This is a genomic window from Bradyrhizobium sp. Ses1, assembly GCF_059512365.1.
Window position 1 is genome coordinate 1 of the sequence record NZ_JCAMOQ010000087.1, and the last position, 18,375, is coordinate 18,375.

Here is an 18,375-nt window from a genome sequence, read left to right on the forward strand (position 1 = left end):
GCGCCCCGATTCAATCAAATTTTCCGGTGCGTGTCAGCGGGCTAGGTATTCGGAAGTCCCCAATTGTCAGTGGGGGGGAACTCGCGCATCCCACCCTACTTCGCACGCAAGGAATCGGAATTAAATACAAAAGCCACTGGCGGTCAGCGCCTAGCCGAGTTTCCACGACAGCACAGCGAGATCAAACCCTGTTCGAAAACCTATTCATCGCGCTCATCATCTGGATTCGCGGATCCTCATCTCGCAGATAAATTGTCTTCCGTAAGAACTCGATCTCAGCTGTTTGACTGGCCTCGTCCACGTCAATATGCCAAGACCGCGGCCTTCCATCGGAGCCGTCGCGCCAGCGATAGCCCCGCTTCTTGAGCGTGTCCTTCAGCTCAAACGGAGATTGTTCTGCTCAAATACGAATAGTCTTGCGGCGAGCTCGCTCAAGCAGGAGTGCGAAGGCGGATCGATTCAGTTTCGGGACGTCCGACGATAGGATCTCTATCAATGCTCTACAGTCGTCGATGGCTCGATGCGCCTGATGGAAGAGACCAACGCTGGCCAATAGATAACCTAGGTGAGACCCGTGGAATCCGTGCTTTCGCCACTCGACTTCCGTCGCTGAACAAGCCCAGGGCTTCCTCTCGAACTGAGGCCAATATCGCTCCGCAAACTTTCGGTCGAAGTTCGCATTGTGGGCTATGACGCAGAACTGCGTCGGATGCGAAGGACGCAACGACATCGGGATCGATACGATGGCCCGATACCATCTCATCCGTAATGCCCGTGAGCTCGGTAATCTCTTCCGGTATCGGAATTGACGGCTCGTTGAAGGCAGAAAAGACCTCCGTAATGGCCGCTATTCTATCGTCCGGCAGATAGGTGAACTTGACCATGGCAAGTTCGATGATTTCGTCCTGCGCCGTGTTCAGTCCAGTAGTCTCGAGGTCGAGCAGAATGCCAGTTCTCGTAGCTTGCCCATTGCATATTGCAAACTCATCTCTTGGGATAAGCTTGCGAAGAACGCGATAATCGGAAGATTTGGCTAGTATCTCGGCCAGTTTGCGAGATTGATATTCTCTAAATACATAGGATCAACCGTTGAAGCACGGGCTCCGACCGCTCTAGTTACCGCGTATTATTCTAGCCCGATCGCGGACGTTTTCGATCAGCCCTCCGAAGCGATCCTGGGACATCTCGCCAAGCGAAACCCGTTTGCATTGGACGCGCTGCAGCGCAATGCGTGGCTAGGCCAGATCGATATCGTTCGACGCCAACTCCGGGGCCTCAACGGTTGGATCGCCTTTGAATTTGCTATCCCTCGTATGGGCAAGCGGGCTGACGTGGTGTTGGTCACTGCGGGGTTCGTCTTTGTTATCGAGTTCAAGGTGGGTTCGCATCAATTCGATGCGGCGGCATTCGATCAGGTGATGGATTACGCCCTCGACCTCAAGAACTTTCATGCCGGTAGCCACGATCGCCGAATAGTTCCGATCGTTGTTGCGACGATGGCTGATGAATCTCCGTTCGAGTTGACGTGGGGATCAGACGGGGTGGCCAGCCCAATCGGCTCAAATGGCAGCAATCTCGGTAGGATTGTCGACGAGATGGTCAAACAGACGCCGGGACAAGCTTTCCTTGACGGTGGAAAGTGGTCGCGGACTGGGTACAAGCCGACCCCAACGATCATTGAGGCGGCGCAGGCGCTATACCAAGGACACCGCGTCGAAGACATCACGAGGTCCGACGCCGGCGCAAAGAACCTCAGCGAGACGGCGGCACGTCTTGCGGACATCATCGAAGACGCCAAGGCGCATCAACGCAAGGCAATCTGCTTCGTAACTGGAGTGCCCGGTGCCGGAAAGACATTGGCGGGACTCAATTTGGTGACGCTGCGCACCCAGGCGCACAAAGAAGAGCATGCGGTATTCCTTTCTGGAAACGGCCCTTTGGTGGAGGTTCTACGCGAGGCCCTCGCGCGGGACGAGTACGGTCGACTGAAGGAGCAGGGTCAAAAGACCAAGAAATCGGACGCTGCTCGGAAGGTGAACAGCTTTGTTCAAAACATCATGCACTTTCGCGACAGTAATGTCGTGACTTCCGAGCCGCCGATCGAGCGTGTTGCTGTGTTCGACGAGGCGCAGCGCGCTTGGGACATGAACCCTTAGCGAAGTTTATGGGCCAGAAGAGAGGTCAGCCGAATTTTCAGATGTCGGAGCCCGAATTCCTTATCAGCGTGATGGATCGGCATGACGGCTGGTGCGTCATCATTTGCCTGGTTGGCGGAGGGCAGGAGATCAACGCCGGTGAGCTGGCTTGAGGGAGTGGTTTTCGGCGCTCAAGCGGAGTTTCCGTGGCTGGAAAGTCTACACGTCTACGAAGTTGGCGCACCGCGACTACCATTGGCCGAGCTCGAGGGGCTCGACAGGCAATCCTTGTCGGCGCTCCACCTTGCTGTCTCGGTTCGGTCGTTTCGTGCCGAAAAGCTGTCGGAGTTTGTTGGTGCACTGGTCGCGGGTGAAGCTGATGAGGCCAAGAAAATCTATCAGGCGGTTAAGGCGTCATATCCGATCGCGATAACGCGAAATCTAGCGCAGGCAAAGCAGTGGCTTCGCGATCGCGCGCGAGGTTCTGAACGAGTTGGCCTGGTGGCGTCATCAGGCGCATCCCGCCTAAAGCCGGAGGGGATCAACGTCCACGAAAAGATTGATGCTCCAACCTGGTTCCTGAACGGAAGAGACGACGTTCGCTCGTCCTACTATATGGAAGACCCTGCGACCGAGTTCGATATACAGGGCCTTGAGCTCGACTGGGTGGGAGTCTGCTGGGACGCCGATCTTCGCTCGATCGATGGCAAATGGCAGTGCTATCGGTTTTCGGGGACGCGCTGGCTGAACGTCAATGATGAGAACCGCAAGATCTACCTGGTCAATGCCTACCGTGTGCTGCTGACGCGCGCCCGCCAGGGCATGGTCATCTACGTCCCGGCTGGCGATGTCATCGAGGCCACTCGTCCGCCTTCGTACTACGACGGAACAGCAGCTTTCCTCTCAAAATGCGGTCTGCCGCTTATTTCATAGGTGCGCGACTGCGGCTAGCAAATGGGCCATCGACCGACTTTTTCCATAACATCGGATTTGCGAACGGCTATTTTTGCGCAAAGCCGACGCAGCCGATAGGTGGCCTCATGCACTGAGATAGCAGCGGATTCACGGCCGCAGGCTCCTCTGCTCTGCTGCTCGCCCGTCACGCGCCAGATCGCCGCCGACCCATCACCTTGCTGGCAGGCTCGATGAGATTGCCTTGGCCTTGGCGCTAGAGGGCTTTATCCCTAAGATCCTGCCGCCGGCCCTGGGTGGTTTTGGATGGGCTCAGTCACTACGGAGTACAGGCTATGCTTACACCGGAACGCTTCCCCATCGACAAGATTTATGTTCCTGTGAAGAGAAAGAAAGCTCTTAAGCCTGAGCTCGTTCAAGAAATCGCGGAAAGTATTCTGGAAATCGGGCAACAAGCGCCCATTGTCGTTCGACCCGATGAAGACCGCTTCGTCCTCGTTGAGGGACTGCACAGGTTGGAGGCCTGCAAGGCTCTTGGCGAAAAAACCATCATCGGGCTCTTGGGCTCGGCCGAGATTGCTCACCAAAAGACGCTTTTACCCCATAGCGCTGAGGCAGAAGCGGAGCGCGACAAGATGGCGCGCTTAAAAAAGTTGCGCCTCGAAAAGGAGGCTGCCGAGCAACTAGCTCTTGCTCCAAAGGCTGTCATCGAGGCGGGCTCAGCGGAGCTTCTGCGAAAAGGCCCGGCGAAAGGCATCCGGAACAATCTCCAAGCAACGCCGAGCCAATTAAATCGCAGGACTCCAGCATCAACACCAAAGACCTTATCGGAATGGCTCACGCAACAGAAGCGCGATGGTGGTCGTTACTGATTGTCGACTCGGCTACGGCGACTTTGAAAATGACCACGTTGACAGCTTCATTCCGAAATTAGTCCACTCGGCTGAAGAGCAGCTCTCGCCTGCGCGCGGCCTCCCGACGGGTTTGTCGAGCGAACTTAGGGTTCGAAAACCTAGTGATAGAGCGATGGGGTATTCCGTAGGCTTAAGGAGTGCCGATGAGGACGAACAGCCACTATGCCCCCGGCCCACTTCTTCCATAATTGTCAATACGCGAACGCTGCGGAGTTAGCGGGTTTACGATCGTATGTGCTAGCACCTGGGTCCGTCAGCTCGTTATGTGCCGTTTCTTTGGGGGAGAGCGGCCGGAGGCAGAGTAGACCGCCGACATCGGCTTGTGACCCTAAGCGGTCCAAGCCACCCTTTGTGTGGATCAGGGGGAGTAATACTGACCCTTCCAGACACACCGCTCCGCGCTGGACGTTTGTGAGGGATGGCGGGCTCTCGCTCGCCGCCGCGACTTCGGGCAGCGCAGGAAACCAGCCTTGTATTCTCGAAGAAAGTGACTACCTTACTGATTGTTCGATTAGCCGTGGCGCCATGTTGAGTGGTCCAAGCGGCCCTTTTCCAGAGACATCGTCGGATTGGATTTTGGAATCGCGTGAGTCCACGCGAGAGGATGCGCGTTGCGCTTTGGAGAAGTGGTGTGGCTGCAGGTACATTGAAGTGGTTTAAGGGGCAGAAGGGCTTGGGGTTTATTCAACCCAACGATGGCGACAAGGACGTGTTCGTTCATATCAGCGCGGTCGAGCGTGCGGACCTCTGTGGCCTCGCCGAGGGCCAACGGGTGAACTACGAGGTCAGGAGCGACCGGAAGAGCGGTAAAGACAGCGCAGAGAACCCTCCCTCGCATAAAAGTTTTCGTCATTTCACGGATGTACTGGAATGACGGTGCGGTCCGCTCGATCTCGGGATTGAGCGGGCTCTTGCACGTGAAGGGCAATCCGTTCCTTCAATCTGGGATCATTGGCCGGGTCGGTCGCCACGCTTAGGTTGCTACGACTATAACCGATCTGGCGCCGCAACTCGGAGGGAGCAGCAACTTTGCAGGTAATTGTTCGCGACAACAACGTCGACCAGGCGCTTCGAGTTCTCAAGACGAAAATACAGCGCGAGCGCATGTTCAGGGAATGAAACGCCGTCGCTGCTACGAAAAGCGGCAAAAAGACCAGAGAGAAATCAGACGCTATCCGCCGCGCCCGTAAGCTTGCTCGGAAACAGGCCATCCGCGAGGGGCTCATCGCCGCGCCACAAAAAAGGGAACGAGTCGTGAGCAAGCGTATGCTAACGCTGCCCGTCACCACTAGCGGCATACGCTAAATCTAATGGGCGTGTGAGACGGATCGGCCAGTCGCCCGCCGACTTGGTATTTGCAACTGCTCCGTAACGCAGCCATCCACAACGAGCTCTGAGCTACGACGACGGAGCAATAGACGAAGGGCTCAGGGGCTGAAGATCAGGAACAGGTCATGAAGTTGAATGAAGCCCAGATAACGAAAACGCTGTCACAGTTTCAGGCACAAGTGCTTGCCGAGGATCATCCGGCAGCCGCACAGTTCCGCGAGCTGTTTGGGCAGCATACGTTCTTTCTCGATCCCAGGGGGCTGCACGTGCTGGAACTGCTCGAAGTTTTTGGGATGGAGGCTGAGGAAGGAGAGGTAATAAGTCTAGCGGATTGGGCCGACGCTGACTTTACGAAGTTGACGACACATCAGCCCGAGCCTACGGGCCTTGTCGTCCGCCTGAAAGAAGTTCAGCACTAACGCGATCTCGTCAGATAACTTTCCTTATGCGCGTTTGGCTTACTCACTTGCCGAAGTGCGGTCTTTTCGGAAGTCGATGCTGCGCAGAATAATGCTGGGCGGCGTGCCTTCGAACTCACTCGCCTGATATTTGCCGGCGGCGCAGGTCTCGATGCGCTCGCGCAACCGCATGAATTGCGCCTCGCGCTGGCCCGCTCTCGCGCGCACCACACCCTCCAACTCATCCATGGCTGAAGTTGAAATGGCGCAGGGGACCTCCCTCTGGCCGTCGAGCATCGAGAACAGGACGACCATCCTGTCGTATTCATAGCCGATGAAGCGGCCTGGCATGAGCGTCATATGACCCACTCCTTGACAGCGGCGCAGCCACTGATGCCTCAGCCCCGCTCGCTAAGCCGAGCAAAGTCCACGAGGATGGCCGCGACGAGATCGCGATGCCTTGTGTCTTCCGGCGGTAGGCCCGCGGCGTACAGCTTGAGCACATAGCGCGCCTTGGCGGCCGCCTCCGGCCACGACGCGGCGGGAATCGACAACAGATGGTCTTCCACCTCGGCCCGGCGCTCGCGCAGTTCCCGTGCACGGGTCTCGACCTCCGCGAGCGCACGGCGGATGTCGGTTGCCTTTTGCGCCGCCATGCCGCGGTGACGGTCGAGATCGAGCGGTTCGTCAGGCATCGGATGCGCTCGCGTCAATGCGTTGCGCGTCGGCCAGATCGACAGAGCCGATCGAGACCACCTCCATCGCCAACCCGCGAGAGCCTTCCACCCGCACCTTGATCATGGTGGCGACGCGGCGGAACGCCTCGAACGATAGCCCTTCGATCGTCTCCTCGTCGGTGACGACCTCATAGGCGCCGGCGGGCAACAGGCGATCGATACCCCTGATTCGGAACGGGTGCTTGAAGGTGACGACTTCTCGTCGGGAACGGATGGTCATGCGCGCCTGCCTTTCGCAAAACGCCGGCGTCTGCGCTGGCCCCGAGAGCAGCATGCGCTCCTTGTGCTGCAATAGCCATCGCTTTCTTGGCCCGCGCGGCCAATAGAGGTATTCCATCGCTTCGCGCGTGCTCTTGTCGCAGCTGACGCAAAATGCTTTAGCGCTCGCTATTCCCAAAACATAGGCGTAGGGTCGGCTATCACCGCATTTACCGTGGCGTCCATCGGTGACTGAGGGCCGCGCACGCTCCCGCCGCAAAGCGCAGGCGTGTACCCTTGCGGCAATTTCGTCTGACCGAGTGGATCGTACCGCCGGCCATCGTCCTGCGGTTGCTCGGGATCATTGTGATCGCGGTGGCCGTCTTCCATGCCTAAACTGAAATACCTGGTCAGCGGCCACCATGAAGGTATCAGCGAACATCTCGGCGCGTCACGGTGGCGGCCGCGCTGAGGAAGGCGAGGCAGCTCGTGCAAGAAGGCTGCATCGACGTGAGGATCTGTACCCCGCGCGGGCAGGTCCTGTTGTCAGACGCTTCAACCATCTCGAAAAGCAGGAGTAGACCGCCATGGCCAAAGGCCAGCAACGAGGCAACCGCGAAGCCAAGAAGCCCAAGAAAGAAAAGATCAAGGTCATCGCCGCAGCGCCTAGCCAGAAAGCTGCGACCTGGCAGCAGCCGAGCTTGACGCCAGGGAGGAAGAAATAGCCGCTGATCGGTCGTAGCGATTATGTCATTCAGCTTTTGGCATCTCGCAAGTCCTGTGATCCGCCTGCCCTCGCTGGGCTAACAAGGGCAGGAATGACCGATGCACTTCGTGATCGTCACAGGCGATCGTAAGTTTCGGTGTATCAAGTGCGTTTACATCGGTCCAATGCAGGTCCCGGATTTTCAAGCATAGACCAAGAGCAAATTACGCCCGCCGAAAACGACATGAAGGCCGCCTGAGGAAATATCAAAGGTATAGAGTACACAATAGGTCAAACCGCCAATCCGTTCGGCTGAGAATGGTCGTTTGAGAAGGACGCCCCCGAAAGCAAATCGCTGGTTTTTATGCCGGCCATCCGCGCGGAATTTGTGGTCAGCTTACCGGGCTAGAGCAGTCGTGGCAGACGAAGCGATGAAGGCGCTTCGGCCCTTCCTCGATATGTCTGGCGTCCGATAACTCCCCATCTCGATCTTTCTCGGATCGCAAAATCGCGGGCTTGCCTCATCGCCGATGGCCGCTGTTGGCCCGAATGCGAAGTCCGGGACGGGATCGGAAATCGTCTGCTTATCGGGGTAGATCGGAAGTGACTGGTCGACCTTCCAATCGGCGCTTTTGACCCCTTCCGGACCTTCGGCTCGGTTTTGGCGGTGGCCGGCCCAGCGCCGCTTTCCCACCGGGGCAGGAGGGCGTATCCTATTGACGTAAGTTAAAGGTTCCGCGTTGAACCGAGGCTCCCGACGCGCCGCGTTTGATCGACCGCTTTGTCGACGTCGCTCCCGAACCGATCGGTTGCATCAACCAGGGAGGAACCCATGAACAGCAGCACCATCGACAAATGCGTCGCTGAGGCGATCGGCACCTTCTGGCTCCCCTTCGCGGGTTGCTGAATGTGGAGTTGTTCTCCCATTCCTTGAAGGGGCATCGTCAGGTTAAAATGCGGGCTTACTAACGACAGTTCAGAAACCAGCGGTAATGCGGGTCACCTCGGCCCTGACCTGAAAGGCATGAGTTCGGGCCTTACCTGATACTGATGGAGGATGCACCATGATGGTCAACGAGATTTCCGGCGTGAAGATTCCCGACAGCCAATTGGCGCGCGAAGCAACGCAGTTCATTCGCGACACCGAGAGCGACCTTCTGTTTCAGCACTCCACGCGCGTCTATTTCTGGGGTGCCCTGGCCGGGAAGCGGAAGGGGCTGACCATCGATCCGGAGCTGCTGTACACGGCGACCATGTTCCATGATATCGGCTTGACCTCCGGCTTCCGGGAAAGTCGGCTGCGCTTCGAGCTGGACGGCGCGAATGCGGCGCGCGACTTCCTGCGAAGCCACGGCATCTCGGAAAGCGATATCGAGAAGGTCTGGCTTGCGATCGCGCTGCACACCACGCCGGGAATCTCCGAGCACCTGCATCCCGTCGCCGCGCTTACTGCGGAGGGCGTGATGATGGATCTGGTAAGCCTTGGCTATGACGAATTCACCGACGCGCAGCGGGAGGCGGTGGCGACGGCCTATCCCCGTCCGCCGCAATTCGCGGAGGACCTTCTCCAGGTGTTTTACGACGGCCTCAAGCACCGGCCGGAAATGACCCAAGACACCGGCCTCGCCGATATCATGGCCGACAAGGACCCCCATTTTCACCGCCGCAACTTTTGCAGCCTGATGCGGAGCTCGCGTTGGGCCGCTAGCACTACCGTGGCAGGTTGAGGAACAGGGTGAGCCCTGACGATTAGCGGGGATCAGTTGGGAGCGGTGGAGTGGATATGGCACGTTTTGCATCGACCGGGATTTGTGCAGGTTGGGCCGTCCGCGAGGCTGTTCGTGCTTTATCCGCTCGTACCCTGGATCGGCGTGATGGCGGCCGGTTATGCGCTCTGGCCCCTGTTCGAGCTTGAACAGGACGCGCGGCGACGCTGGTTTGCGACGCTCGGCATAGTGACGCTTGCGGGCTTCATCGCGTTGCGGGCCTCCAATCTACATGGCGATCCGCGGCCATGGTTGATGCAGAGCTCGTGGCTCCCGACCTTGCTGTCGTTCCTGGATTGCGAAAAATATCCGCCGTCGCTACTTTATCGCGCGATGACGCTAGGCCCCGCTTTCCTGGTCCCCGCGCTGTTCGAACGCGCACGCGGCACAGTCGCGGGCTTCATCATCACTTATGGACGCGTGCCTTTCATCTATTACGTCGTCCATATTTTCCTGATCCATGCAGCCGCGGTCGTCCTCGCGTGGGTTCAATGCGGCACAGCCTCCTTCCTTATCCAGCATGGCCCAGGGTGCGCGGCCCTCGACTTATGGCCTAAGCCTTGCGGGCGTCTACGTCATCTGGCTCTTGGTGGTCGCAGCTCTTTATCCACTCTGCCGCTGGTTCGCCGATCTCAAACAACGCCGTTCCGACTGGTGGCTGAGCTATCTTTGAGCAGATCTTTGAAAGGGAAGAGATTCGGCTGCGGCGATCAACCAGCGACCAGGGAGGACGCCGCGAGTGAACTGCGTTGCGTCAGTCGGCGTCTTGAACCTGCAAATCGAAGACGTGAAAGGATGGGCTTCTAGCGTCGGCAGGCTGCCTCGAAGGCACTTCCGCTTATGGCCCAAGAGCGAGGTTCGGCTTGGCTTCGAAATGGTCCGCTTTATCGGGGTAAAGCGGAAGTGACCGACCGATCAGCTAATCGGGGCTGTTGACCCCTTGCGGACATTTGATTTGACGCGAGCGGATGCAGCCCCCGATGCTGCCTCACTGGGGAGCGGCGTTCGATACAACTGGATCGGGAGACCGCAAATGGCGGCTTACATGATTTTTGACGTCGATATTCGTGACCCAAAGCAATACCAGGAATTCATGTCGGGTGTGAAGCCTGCGCTGGAGATGGCCGGAGGCAAATATCTGGCTCGAGGCGGAGCTCACAAGGTCTACGAAGGAGATTGGGAACCTCGCAGGATTGTCTTGCTGGAATTCCCGTCAATCGCGGCATTTGAGGCCTTTTACAATGGCGCAACGTACCAAGGACTCAAAAGCATAAGAGACTCTTGCAGCTCAGCGCGTTTGGTCGGCGTGGAGGGCCTCGGCTGATGGCCCGCTGGGCCGCACGTTGGTGTCCGCTGTTGGCGCGAAGCCGCTGATAAAGCACGGGCAGAGCATGTCCGCTCTGCCCCGGTAGTTCAGACGTCAACCTGTTCTGCTATGGCGAGCGCGTCGTCGCCCTCAATGCCCAGATATCGGACGGTGCTCTCGATTTTCGTGTGGCCCAACAAAAGCTACACGGCTCGCAAGTTGCACGTCCGCCGGTAGATCAGAGTCGCCTTTGTTCGCCGAAGTGAATGTGTTCCGAACAGGTGTGGATCAAGCCTGACGCTGGGTAAGCCAATCAGACAGAAGCCGCGCGTACTGCCGAGTGGTTAGACAACTAGGTCGCCGCCGGCCGGTGAATAGGTATTCTCCCGGCTTCTTGCCCGTCGCTCTCAGATAGTCGTCGACGGCTTGGCGCGTCGACTCGGTGAGTTCAAATTTGACCGGTCGTCCCGTCTTCTTCTGCCGGATGATTGCACGATCAGCCGCGTTGCCGCTTGGCGCGATGTCATCGACCTTCAGCGCCACGACATCGCAGCCACGAAGTTTACTGTCGATGGCCACGTTGAACAGCACCAGATCGCGGAGCCGGCCCTCGACCTGGAGCTTTGTCCGGATGGACCAGAGGTGCTTCGGACGGAGTGGTGGCTTCGCACCGACGATCTTACCCTTGTTCCACGGGACGTGCTTTGCGACCTTCTCGATGGTGCTTAAGACTTCGATCATGGTGACCTCTTCAATTAATGAGGTCGACCATTCTCAAGCCGGTGACCTCTGAAATGACGTCGGCTTTCAGACGATTGAAGACGTACTTGGGTCCAATTCGACCGATCGGGCGACGGATTTTGACCGTAGCGGTCATCGCGCGGTGCAAGTGCGGAGGTAGTCCGACTCTGGTCCGAACGATGATGTTTGAATGCGAGGGCGGCGAGCGTACCTGGGAGGAGTAAAGACCATGCGCCGTGACAGCCTCTATCTGCGGCGCTCTCGTTCGCGCGATGAGAACAATCGGTCGGCTGCTCTGTCGAGGCGCAGCGTTTCCGACGCGCCCGCGCGATACAGATGGCCAATCAATTCACCGGATTCTCGGTAAATTTTGGTGCCTTTGAGCTCATAGAGCAACTTGCCGGTAAGGTCGAAAATGGCGGGACCGATGACCAGGCCGACGTAGTCTCCCCTTACTGTTGTATAGGTCGTATTTCACGAGGGAGCTTCCTTTTGTCGAGAGCCTCGCCGGCAGGCGCTCATTCGCCCGGCAACAGCTTTATCGGGGCGGCTTCAGTTCGCCGTCGAACCAGCCCAGTGCTTCGGAGTTGATCGGATCCGCAGCGGCCTGAGCTTCATGGATAAGCCCGCATTTCTTGCATCTTAAGGTCCAGTACTCAAAACCGGGTCTCCCCGGCGCCACATGCAGGACTTCCATGTGGGCTTGGCACATGGGACACCTGGGCCGCACGAGTTGGCGTGACGGCAGCTTGTTAGTGAGTTGCGCGTCGGGCATGCGGCACTCCCTTTGTGGCGGGAGCGCAACACTCTCAGTCACCGATGGATGCCCAGGAAGAGCGGTGATGGCTACCAGCGTATACCCAAAGAGCGCATGCGCAAGGTCTAAAAGTATACCCAGGGGGGGCCCGCTATCAGACCAATATGGGTCCGGGCCGGTCGGCCGCGTCACCACGTCTCGCCCGAGAGCGGAACAAAGTCCGGCAGCCGGGAGTCGGATAACCATGCAGCACCCCAACAAGCCCCGGTTGGAAGCGAGAAACCTGTCCGATTACGGCTATCGCCGAAGGAGGAGGAATGACCGCTTATAATTACGAACGCAGGCCCCCCACTGCCGCCCAACGTGAGGCGCGAAGGGCCTTCAAGGAAGCCGATGCCAAAGTAGCGATGTCCGAGTATGAACGCACGCAGGCGGCGTTTCATGCAAACCGCGAGCGGTTAAAGGCTGAACGACTGGCTCGCGAGGCCGAAGCGGCGGCCCGGAAGCGCAAAACCTGATCCACGGCAAGAGTTTCCCCTCTCCGGTGCACCGGAATGGCGATTCCGGCGCGAGGGCCTGACCCCCGATTTTTGCTCAGACGCGATGACACGGTCGCCTGTCTGAACCGGATGATAATTTCTGACTACGAATTTGGCCAATTCTGGATTTCAATTTGCGTCATCCTCAAACCCAAGGAGATCGACATGGCCAAAGGTCAACAAAGAAGCAATCGGGAAGCTAAGAAACCCAAAAAGAAGAAGATCAAAGTCATCGCCGCAGCACCAAGCCAAAAGGGTGCGGGATGGCAGCCGACCTTCGCTGAGGGCAAAAAGAAGTAGAAATGGCTAGCGGCATCCAACGCGTTGTCCATAGATCCGCGTCCGTCCAGCGGTTGCACGTGCTCAGTGCTGCACGAGAGCGAGATTGGCCGCTCCACGTCATAGGACACATAGCCGCGGATCTCGTCCGGCCTTCAAAGCTCCAATGGCAAGTCGCGTAAACGATCGGGCGGTTTCAAGCGTCGGGCGGTTGATTTCGACCTGATGGAAAGGAGTAGGTCCAATGGCGCTCACGCGTGGTCGATTTCTCGGCTACGAGTTCGACAGGATGGTCATGCTGTTTTCGATGGTTGACGGCCAAAGGGAGATACCGTGCGCCATCTCGACTTCCGCGATGGATGATCTGGAAGGTGTAGCGCGGTCCGGGTCCAACCAGCGCGAGGCGCAAATCATGAAACTCCGCGATCGGTTTGAAGAGCGTGCCGCTCACAAAGTCCTAGCTATGGAGTTCGAAGGCACTTCTCCAGGCATTATCTTGCGCAGTATCGACTTCAAAACATAATCACGGGAGAAGTCAGCAAGCATCATGCCCAGCGCGATACCTGCAATTCCATCGAAAACGCCTGTGCTTTGGGCTGCATTAATACGACTTGGCGTGCTCGGGCTCGCGAATGCTGGTAGTCGGTTCGCAGCACCGAACTCGATTTACTTTCTCGCGACGCCGGAACGTCATGTCGCTATTGGCCCATCTGCGAAGTGGTGGGACCTCTAATTGAGGTCCATTTAGCAGGCATTAGCGGACCAGATTTGCTCGCGCTGAGTTTTTCGCATTTTGACCCAGAGCAGTCATTGGCTCCAGCAAAATCAGCTGCCGTTGGACATGGGTCTGTCGGATCTCCAGCTAGGCGTTCGTTGGTTGGAAGTTGCTACCTATCATCATCGACTTCCAGACCGTGCGATTGGTCTCAATTCATAATCCGAGGCTTTGGAACGCCACATCGCAAAGCCTGTTGTCTTTTCAGAAATGACCGTTGTGGTCGGACCCCATTTCCTTGGAGCGCCAGATGAGCAAGCGCAAGTTGGGAACAGCGTCAACGCGCGTCCGCAATCCCAAAAAGGTAGCCGCGCGAGCCCAACGGAACAAGCAGGCAATTGTTAGAAGCCCGAAAGACGATTTTCTGCGCTCTGTTGCGACGGTCTCGATGGAACCACCTTTAAAACTGCATGACGATCCAAAACACGATGCTCCCACCATTGAGACCCGGGTGGATGCGTTACCAGGTGACCTCAGTCAGAGGATGAGGGATAGCGATCCAGCGAAAGGCTCCGCTTTAGCGACGGCAAACATGCAGGCTTATCAAGCGAAGCTTCTTGAGATAGCTCAGGCCAACGGGCAATTTGCTTTTGAATTCGGCCTGAGGCTTACGGCGATCAGGTCGCCAATTGATTTTTTCGCCGTCATTATGGAATTCACAAGCAGACGGATCGAGATGTTCGGGCAGCATGCGAAAGAAATGGCTGCATATCCGTTCTGGCGCATCGATGCGTCTCGGAAGCTCACGGTTCTGCCTGAACAATGATGGGCAAGTGCCCCCGCTGCGTAAATGGATGGACGCAACGCTGAGTACGGTTTGCTTGCTTCGCTGGGCGAGTGCAGGCTCACTGAGGGGCGGATCAACGTCTGCCATTGGCCCAAGCCGGACCTATCGATAGGCGGCTCTGGTGGTCTCGTTCGGGCAAATTCGGACAAAGCGAGCCTGAGTGCGCGCGAAGGCCTTTCCCGAACATTGGTCTCGTTGACCTGCCACTGCGTTTTCATCCAGCGGCGGTTACGCCAAGTGGCGCGGGTGGAGCAACGGACGATCGGCGGAGCTGGTCGGGATTGCGTAGCCGATCGTCCGTTGCGGTGAGGTTGGCGGCATAGGCCGCGGCGGTTAGGTATTTCAACGATGAGTGAGGTCGCCGGAGATTGTAGTCAGCGATCCAGTTGGCGATCTTGGCGCGGGCGTTGTCGAGATCGAAGAACAGGGTCTCGTTGAGCAGCTCATCGCGCATTCGGCCATTGAAGCTCTCGATGAAGCCGTTCTGCATCGGCTTGCCGGGCGCGATGAAGTGCCAGTCGATGACGGCATCCTTGCTCCAGGCGAGCATGGCATTGCAGGTGAATTCGGTGCCATGGTCGGACACGATCATTCCTGGCTTGCCACGTCGTTCGACGATTGTCGTGAGTTCGCGGGCCACCCGCCGCCCCGAGATCGACGTCTCCGGAATGGCGCCCAGGCATTCTTTGGTGACGTCGTCGACAATGTTGAGGATGCGGAAGCGCCGGCCATTGGCGAACTGGTCGTGGACAAAGTCGAGCGACCAGCGCGCGTTGGGCCTGGCCTCCACCAGGATCGGGGCCCGGGTCCCCACAGCCTTGCGCCGAGCCCGTCGCTTGCGGACGGCGAGTTCCTCCTCGCGATAAAGCCGGTAGATCCGGTTGATCCCCGACGGCTCGCCCTCCCGCCGCAGCAGGACGAACAGCCGGCGGTAGCCGAAACGCCGCCGCTCGTTGGCGAGATCTCGCAGCCGGCCTCGCAGCTCTGCCTCTGGAGGGCGGCTGGACCGATAGCGGATCATCTTCCGATCCGCGCTCACGATCGAGCAGGCCCGCCGTTCCGACAGGCTCATGACGGCCTGCAGATGCGCGACCGCAGCGCGTTTGGCGGCGGGCCCTACCATGTTTTTGAAAGAAGCTCGCGAAGGGCGGCCGCATCGAGCATCTGCTCGGCCAGAAGCTTCTTTAGCTTCGCGTTCTCCTCTTCCAAGCCCCTCAGCCGCTTGGCCTCGGAGACATCCATACCGCCAAATTTGGCCTTCCAATTGTAGATCGTCGCCTCGGAAATCCCATGCTTGCGAGCAAGGTCAGCCGTCTTCGCCCCAGCCTCATGCTCCTTCAACACTGCGATAATCTGCTCTTCCGAAAATCTTGCTCGCTCCATCTGTCCGTCCTTCTGCGGGCCGGACTCTAACTCCATCTGGAGGAAATACGCAGTGGCAGGTCAGATCGGACCAGACGTCCCGACCGCTCGCGATATCTGTAAGTGATACGTTGACCCGGACCTGATCCCCGCTGCGCCGCACCGCGCCCTGGACCGCCCATCGGATGCCAAGGTCCTTGCCAAGCGTCCTGAAGTCGATCTGCTTGTTCTTGTATGTAAAGGCCGTTCCGCGTCCGATAACGAATGCGCCGGGCATTCGCGCGAGGTCGGTCGTCAGATCGGTCGTAATGCCGTCGGCAAAATAGTCCTGCTCCGGATCGCTGTTGAGATTTGCGAACGGTAGGACGACTAGTGATAAGCGGGGAGCAATATCGGGCCGGGTCGTAGCCTCCATCTGCGTCTGTTGCTTGTCCGGAAACACGTCGGTGCGGAGCGTCTTCCACACAGTCCAGTAGCCGACGAAGCCACCCGCGATCACGCCGATAGCCGCGATCGAAGCGAGCGCTCCACCGATCAATCGCAATCGCGTCCGCAGGCGATCCCTAAAGTTGACAGTCCATGCCGGTTGGTCCGATGGCTCGTTAGCAGATGGCGTTTTGTTCAGTGGGTCACTATCGGACGCGGGTTTGTTCGGTCGGTCGCTGGAGACTTCCGAGTTCGTCACCATTGCCTCCCCGCAGGGTCAGACGCCCGACTGCTCAACTTAGCAGATTTTTGCGGCTTTGCGTTGGTCAAGTTTGCTGACTAAGTTCACGTGTCTTACAAATTGTTACCGGACGGTCGTCGGCTTTACGACGTCGAATAGATGTCCGGTTGGGGTCAAAATGCGAAGAACACAGAGTGAGCAAATCTGGCCCGCTCCGCCCCAGTAAGCGGACCGCAATGAGGGGTGTCGCCACTTCGCTGATGGGCCACAAGCGGACCAATACGGCAGGTCTGCCCACAGATACCCCCCAACCACGATCGACCGCGCCGCAGCGTTATCTCGCAAGTGTCGCCTTGTAGGACCGGTTGAAATGGACACAATATGCTCGCTTCGGGATCGAGGAGGATGCCATGCCCGAAGCACTAAGCGACATTGATTATACGGTTGATGTAGGCAGACACGAGACGATGCTCCGTGCGAACACACCCAAAGGAGAGGAATTTCTCGGCGGCGCTGACCTTACAATGTCCAATGAGGAAGCGCATACATTCATACAGGATGCCCGCGCAGCAGGGCTGACGGTCAAATCGTTTTTCTAGCAGCTTCGCAAACCGGCGCTCGGCTTCGTCGATATTTTCAAGGCGCTCGGAAAGCGGAAGCAACGGGCCCCGGCGGCCCGCGCGTTAGTCGGGCTGTTCGCTAGAGCAACAACGCCAGGACCGCGTACGCCGCGGCAATGCACATCGCCAGCACGAATATCACTATGATCATATCGCCTCCTTCGGGTTGGCCTACCTGAGAGCAACTAGCAGCCGAACCGTGCAATGGTTACCGCTGAGGACGTCAGCATGCGTCGGTGGCGTCTGCTGGAACTCTCATTCCAGCAGACAAGTGGGAGCTGCCGAGTCAGACTAGCTATATCCAACGCATATGAATGAGCACTCGGTGACACACGTTGAGCTAATCAACGTATGTAGTAATAGCCTCGTGATCCGTATACGACCGGCGGCGCGACATATGCGGCTGGCGGAGACGCGTAAACAGCAGCCGGTGCAGCGAAGGTTGACGTCGCTGCCGCGCCCACGGCAACGCCCGCTGCGGCACCTGCGGCAATGGCACCCCCGTAGCAGCAGCCGCGGTAATACCCGCCACCCCAATAGCCGCCGCCGTGGTAGTATCCACCACGCCAATAAGCGCCGCCCCGATAGGCTCCGTAGTGAAAGTTGTGAACGCCGCCGAATCGCCCGACCGCAACACCGTGAAAGCCGCCAAATCCTCTGAACACCGCAGCTTGTGCCGGCACAGTTAGCGATGTTGCGGCCACAGCGGCAACCGCCAGCTTCGCTACGCCATGAGGTTCGGTGCCGACATGTTGACTCTGCCTCCCACTCAGAGAGTCGCCGCGCGACTTTTGGCCATAGCGGAGGTAACCGCCAGACTTGACGCGCTGCCACTTAGCCAGCAAGCGCTCGGTGAAATGACAGGACTAACACGCAAGACCATCAACGCGGTTCTCCGCCGGCTACAGGCCGATAAGGTGTTGCTCTGTGACTATCGACAAATTGAGATTCGAGACGTCGATCGACTGCGGGAAATCGCTCGCCTTTTGACATGATAGCCTCGTTCAATATCGAAGTTCGGGTCATCTTAGCTTGCGACTTCTGCTCCGGGTCAAACTGAGAAGAACTCAATGTGAGCCTATGTTTTCCGCTTTGCCCTCGAATGCGGACATTCATCATAGCGGTCGGCATGTCTCAGAAGGGCCAAGGGACTAAACCGCTCGCGCGGTAGGGAACCGGCTGGCAGCGGTGTCCAGACGATAGCGTAACAGGGCGTCCTGCCTTGAGATTGAGGGGTTTCGACAACCTCACTCAAGGCAGGAGCATCCCCATGATCGACGAGGCAATGAGCCCGTTGCGCCGACGCATGATCGAAGACATGACGATCCGCAAGTTAGCGCCGAAGACCCAACATGACTACGTGCAAAGGATCAAGAACTTCGCGGCGTTTCTCGGGCGCTCGCCCGATACGGCGAGCTTCGAGGACGTGCGGCGCTACCAGCTGCAT

The 18,375-nt window shown here is 58.1% G+C and carries 24 protein-coding genes and 2 pseudogenes; 18 read left to right on the top strand and 8 right to left on the bottom strand.

What is annotated here, in order from left to right; all coding sequences use genetic code 11:
• Positions 1 to 500: 500 nt before the first annotated feature.
• Complete coding sequence (locus AC5ZG5_RS43700) at positions 501 to 884, bottom strand: hypothetical protein (RefSeq protein WP_349645102.1); 384 nt, start codon at positions 882 to 884, stop codon at positions 501 to 503.
• Positions 885 to 1,208: 324 nt separating this feature from the next.
• On the opposite strand from AC5ZG5_RS43700, the gene AC5ZG5_RS43705 reads away from it, so the two are divergent.
• The 7 genes and pseudogenes from AC5ZG5_RS43705 to AC5ZG5_RS43735 all read left to right on the top strand — a co-directional run bounded on the left by AC5ZG5_RS43705 (position 1,209) and on the right by AC5ZG5_RS43735 (position 5,709).
• Positions 1,209 to 2,156 (top strand): DNA/RNA helicase domain-containing protein, encoded by a 948-nt coding sequence (locus AC5ZG5_RS43705; protein ID WP_456646825.1) that lies wholly within the window; start codon positions 1,209 to 1,211, stop codon positions 2,154 to 2,156.
• Between the two features lie 71 nt (positions 2,157 to 2,227).
• Positions 2,228 to 2,308: a hypothetical protein gene (locus tag AC5ZG5_RS43710; protein WP_496165533.1), complete on the top strand. Its 81-nt coding sequence runs from the start codon at positions 2,228 to 2,230 to the stop codon at positions 2,306 to 2,308.
• Positions 2,295 to 3,068, top strand: coding sequence for a DNA/RNA helicase domain-containing protein (locus AC5ZG5_RS43715; RefSeq protein WP_456646823.1), 774 nt, complete (start codon positions 2,295 to 2,297; stop codon positions 3,066 to 3,068). The genes AC5ZG5_RS43710 and AC5ZG5_RS43715 overlap by 14 nt, the downstream gene beginning before the upstream one ends.
• Before the next feature lie 314 nt (positions 3,069 to 3,382).
• On the top strand, positions 3,383 to 3,919 hold the full coding sequence (locus AC5ZG5_RS43720; protein WP_130227732.1) for a ParB N-terminal domain-containing protein: 537 nt from the start codon (positions 3,383 to 3,385) through the stop codon (positions 3,917 to 3,919).
• A gap of 673 nt (positions 3,920 to 4,592) precedes the next feature.
• A complete protein-coding gene (locus AC5ZG5_RS43725; RefSeq protein WP_456646822.1) occupies positions 4,593 to 4,835 on the top strand; it encodes a cold-shock protein in 243 nt (80 codons plus the stop codon).
• A 155-nt stretch (positions 4,836 to 4,990) separates the two neighbouring features.
• A pseudogene (locus AC5ZG5_RS43730) lies at positions 4,991 to 5,266 on the top strand (30S ribosomal protein S21).
• A gap of 149 nt (positions 5,267 to 5,415) precedes the next feature.
• Entirely contained in the window at positions 5,416 to 5,709 is a 294-nt protein-coding gene (locus AC5ZG5_RS43735) for a hypothetical protein (protein ID WP_456646821.1), read from the top strand.
• A gap of 39 nt (positions 5,710 to 5,748) precedes the next feature.
• Here AC5ZG5_RS43735 and AC5ZG5_RS43740 read toward each other — a convergent pair whose 3' ends face one another.
• From AC5ZG5_RS43740 to AC5ZG5_RS43750, 3 genes are read right to left on the bottom strand one after another with little or no spacing between them, the layout of a single operon-like run.
• Complete coding sequence (locus tag AC5ZG5_RS43740) at positions 5,749 to 6,048, bottom strand: DUF1488 family protein (RefSeq protein ID WP_130227735.1); 300 nt, start codon at positions 6,046 to 6,048, stop codon at positions 5,749 to 5,751.
• A gap of 38 nt (positions 6,049 to 6,086) precedes the next feature.
• Positions 6,087 to 6,383, bottom strand: coding sequence for a hypothetical protein (locus AC5ZG5_RS43745; protein WP_130227736.1), 297 nt, complete (start codon positions 6,381 to 6,383; stop codon positions 6,087 to 6,089).
• A complete protein-coding gene (locus AC5ZG5_RS43750) occupies positions 6,376 to 6,645 on the bottom strand; it encodes a hypothetical protein (RefSeq protein ID WP_456646820.1) in 270 nt (89 codons plus the stop codon). Before AC5ZG5_RS43750 ends, AC5ZG5_RS43745 begins: the two co-directional genes overlap by 8 nt.
• 565 nt (positions 6,646 to 7,210) lie before the next feature.
• Here AC5ZG5_RS43750 and AC5ZG5_RS43755 point away from each other — a divergent pair.
• From AC5ZG5_RS43755 to AC5ZG5_RS43770, 4 genes are all read left to right on the top strand, one after another.
• Entirely contained in the window at positions 7,211 to 7,348 is a 138-nt protein-coding gene (locus AC5ZG5_RS43755; protein WP_165420990.1) for a hypothetical protein, read from the top strand.
• 1,048 nt (positions 7,349 to 8,396) lie between these two features.
• Positions 8,397 to 9,056, top strand: a complete 660-nt coding sequence (locus AC5ZG5_RS43760; RefSeq protein ID WP_456646827.1) for an HD domain-containing protein — start codon at positions 8,397 to 8,399, stop codon at positions 9,054 to 9,056.
• Positions 9,057 to 9,170: 114 nt separating this feature from the next.
• Entirely contained in the window at positions 9,171 to 9,902 is a 732-nt protein-coding gene (locus AC5ZG5_RS43765) for an acetyltransferase domain-containing protein (protein WP_130227738.1), read from the top strand.
• A 226-nt stretch (positions 9,903 to 10,128) separates the two neighbouring features.
• Positions 10,129 to 10,419, top strand: a complete 291-nt coding sequence (locus tag AC5ZG5_RS43770) for a DUF1330 domain-containing protein (protein WP_028162812.1) — start codon at positions 10,129 to 10,131, stop codon at positions 10,417 to 10,419.
• 89 nt (positions 10,420 to 10,508) lie between these two features.
• Here AC5ZG5_RS43770 and AC5ZG5_RS43775 read toward each other — a convergent pair.
• Positions 10,509 to 11,142, bottom strand: a pseudogene (locus AC5ZG5_RS43775) (tyrosine-type recombinase/integrase).
• A gap of 1,074 nt (positions 11,143 to 12,216) precedes the next feature.
• Here AC5ZG5_RS43775 and AC5ZG5_RS43780 point away from each other — a divergent pair.
• From AC5ZG5_RS43780 to AC5ZG5_RS43795, 4 genes are all read left to right on the top strand, one after another.
• Positions 12,217 to 12,417: a hypothetical protein gene (locus AC5ZG5_RS43780; protein ID WP_456646819.1), complete on the top strand. Its 201-nt coding sequence runs from the start codon at positions 12,217 to 12,219 to the stop codon at positions 12,415 to 12,417.
• Positions 12,418 to 12,453: 36 nt separating this feature from the next.
• Positions 12,454 to 12,738: a hypothetical protein gene (locus tag AC5ZG5_RS43785; protein WP_130227741.1), complete on the top strand. Its 285-nt coding sequence runs from the start codon at positions 12,454 to 12,456 to the stop codon at positions 12,736 to 12,738.
• A gap of 223 nt (positions 12,739 to 12,961) precedes the next feature.
• Positions 12,962 to 13,240, top strand: a complete 279-nt coding sequence (locus AC5ZG5_RS43790; RefSeq protein WP_456646818.1) for a DUF1488 family protein — start codon at positions 12,962 to 12,964, stop codon at positions 13,238 to 13,240.
• A gap of 502 nt (positions 13,241 to 13,742) precedes the next feature.
• A complete protein-coding gene (locus AC5ZG5_RS43795) occupies positions 13,743 to 14,258 on the top strand; it encodes a Phasin protein (RefSeq protein ID WP_130227743.1) in 516 nt (171 codons plus the stop codon).
• Between the two features lie 235 nt (positions 14,259 to 14,493).
• Here the strand turns inward: AC5ZG5_RS43795 and AC5ZG5_RS43800 are convergent.
• Both AC5ZG5_RS43800 and AC5ZG5_RS43805 read right to left on the bottom strand, forming a co-directional pair.
• A protein-coding gene (locus AC5ZG5_RS43800) for an IS3 family transposase (RefSeq protein ID WP_456646817.1) occupies positions 14,494 to 15,662 on the bottom strand; the annotation gives its coding sequence in 2 pieces (ribosomal slippage) (positions 14,494 to 15,410 and positions 15,410 to 15,662; 1,170 coding nt in all).
• Positions 15,607 to 16,179 carry a hypothetical protein gene (locus AC5ZG5_RS43805; RefSeq protein WP_456646816.1) on the bottom strand — a complete coding sequence of 191 codons (573 nt, stop codon included), beginning with the start codon at positions 16,177 to 16,179 and terminating at the stop codon, positions 15,607 to 15,609. The genes AC5ZG5_RS43800 and AC5ZG5_RS43805 overlap by 56 nt, the downstream gene beginning before the upstream one ends.
• Before the next feature lie 539 nt (positions 16,180 to 16,718).
• Between AC5ZG5_RS43805 and AC5ZG5_RS43810 the strand changes: the two genes are divergently transcribed.
• Positions 16,719 to 16,907, top strand: a complete 189-nt coding sequence (locus AC5ZG5_RS43810; RefSeq protein WP_130231582.1) for a hypothetical protein — start codon at positions 16,719 to 16,721, stop codon at positions 16,905 to 16,907.
• A 365-nt stretch (positions 16,908 to 17,272) separates the two neighbouring features.
• Here the strand turns inward: AC5ZG5_RS43810 and AC5ZG5_RS43815 are convergent, their stop codons facing one another.
• Positions 17,273 to 17,632, bottom strand: coding sequence for a hypothetical protein (locus AC5ZG5_RS43815; RefSeq protein WP_456646815.1), 360 nt, complete (start codon positions 17,630 to 17,632; stop codon positions 17,273 to 17,275).
• A 45-nt stretch (positions 17,633 to 17,677) separates the two neighbouring features.
• Here AC5ZG5_RS43815 and AC5ZG5_RS43820 point away from each other — a divergent pair, with 45 nt between their 5' ends.
• Both AC5ZG5_RS43820 and AC5ZG5_RS43825 read left to right on the top strand, forming a co-directional pair.
• Entirely contained in the window at positions 17,678 to 17,923 is a 246-nt protein-coding gene (locus AC5ZG5_RS43820) for a Crp/Fnr family transcriptional regulator (RefSeq protein WP_496114146.1), read from the top strand.
• Positions 17,924 to 18,234: 311 nt separating this feature from the next.
• Positions 18,235 to 18,375: phage integrase N-terminal SAM-like domain-containing protein (locus AC5ZG5_RS43825; protein ID WP_496165534.1), on the top strand; the 141-nt coding region annotated here is incomplete at its 3' end.